Origin of the sequence: Mesorhizobium sp. M7A.F.Ca.AU.001.01.1.1 (assembly GCF_004022735.1) — a bacterium.
In the GTDB taxonomy this organism is placed as follows: domain Bacteria; phylum Pseudomonadota; class Alphaproteobacteria; order Rhizobiales; family Rhizobiaceae; genus Mesorhizobium; species Mesorhizobium ciceri.
In genome coordinates this window covers 1-1,667 of sequence record NZ_RZPF01001005.1, presented here as the reverse complement: position 1 = coordinate 1,667, position 1,667 = coordinate 1, and the positions used below count along the sequence as shown (strand labels likewise).

At 62.7% G+C, this 1,667-nt stretch carries 1 protein-coding gene; it reads right to left on the bottom strand.

All coding sequences use genetic code 11. The features are described 5' to 3' along the window. Positions 1-1,667, bottom strand: a 1,667-nt coding sequence (locus tag EN884_RS35140) for an ATP-binding protein (protein ID WP_128361091.1), incomplete at both ends; no start/stop codon positions are given.

Sequence of the window (1,667 nt, the reverse complement as noted above, 5' to 3'; positions counted from 1 at the left end):
TCGTGAAAGAGCTTGATGCCGGATTCCCCCGCCAGCTTGATGTCGAGCGTCAGCGCTACGTAGTCGCGGGAGCTCAGGAGCGCCTTGGCGGTGTCGATATCGGGCGCGACGTCGCTGGAAAAGCCTTCCGCATCAAGAAGTGCCGCGATCACCGCAGCGATGTCGGGCTCGTCCTCGCAGATGAGGACACGCAGGCGGCCATCGCGCTTGCGCGCCCGGCGCTCGACCAAAACCGGCTTGTCGGCCTGCCTGTGCGCCTCGGGAAGGTCGACGTGAAACGAGGTTCCCTGGCCTTCCTCGGTTTCGAAGGAAACGGCGCCCCCGAGCTTTTCGGTGATGGACTTGACGATGCTCAAGCCCAGGCCGGTGCCGCCAATTTTACGGGTGCTGGAGGCGTCCGCCTGCTCGAACTTTCCAAATATACGGCTGCGGAAAGCCTCCGGGATGCCGGCGCCCTGGTCCACCACGGAAATGCGCAGCATGTCGCGGTCACGACGCTGGAATTTCACAGTGACGGTCCCATCGGTTTGCGAGAACTTGATCCCATTCGACAGGAGGTTCGCCATCACCTGGTGCAGGCGATCCGGATCGATGTTGGCCTCGGCGCGCGGGGCATCGTCGACCAGAACGATCCTGATCCGACTGTCGGCCATGTAGTTGGAGCTGGCGGCAATGGCCTGCTCCAGGACCTGGCGGACAGGCATCTGCTTGATCTTGAAGGTGATCACGCCCGATTCGATCTTCTCCATGTCCAGAATGTCGTTGATGAGAAGAACCAGCCTTTCGCTATTGGTGTGGGCGATGTTGACGAGATTGGCGGCCTTGGGCGGCAGTTCGCCGGCCACGCCGGCCGCGATCAGGCCGAGCGAACCCCGGATAGAGGTCAACGGTGTGCGCAACTCATGGCTGACCGTGGAAATGAAATCGTTCTTGAGCTGGGCGGTGCGTTTCTGCTCGGTGATGTCGCGATTGTAGGTGATGACACCGACGATCTTGCCGGACTCGTCGCGGAACGGTGCCTTGAGGGTGTAGAGCCAGCCTTGCCGGCCATCCGGCAAAAGCGCCGGCTGATCGATCCGCAACGTCTGCCCGGCCTCCAGCGCGCCCATCTCATCCTGCCGGAACCGTTCCGCGACTTCTTTCGGATAGAAATCGAAATCCGTCTTGCCGATCAGATCGTCGACTGAAGCGGCGCCAACCATTTCGGCGGTGGCCGGATTGGCGGCGATGAAGCGGCCGTCGACATCCTTTATGTTCAGGCAATCGGGCAGTTCGCGAACCAGGGCCCGGTAGGTCAGGTTGGACATCAAGAGCTCCCGCCGGCGCTGCTGCCGATCGAGCAGGACGCCGATGATGATTGTGCTGAGGAAGCGGAACACGAGCGACGGGAACGTGCTCTGCTGCACCAGGCCGGCGACGGCTTGCGCGGGGATGACCAGAAGCGTGATCAGCCCGGCGAGAGCGACCGTTACGCCCAGACCGAATATGTCGTACATGGTGCGCGAACGGGCCGCGACGATGTGATGCCACGCGATACCGACGATTGCGGTGATGAGGATACCCATGACCCCGGCGCTGGCGCCCTGCCCGCCGAGATGGACGCGATAGGCAATGGAGCCGACCGTGGCGATCAGCATTGCCGGCCATCCGCCGAAGAACGCGGCCGC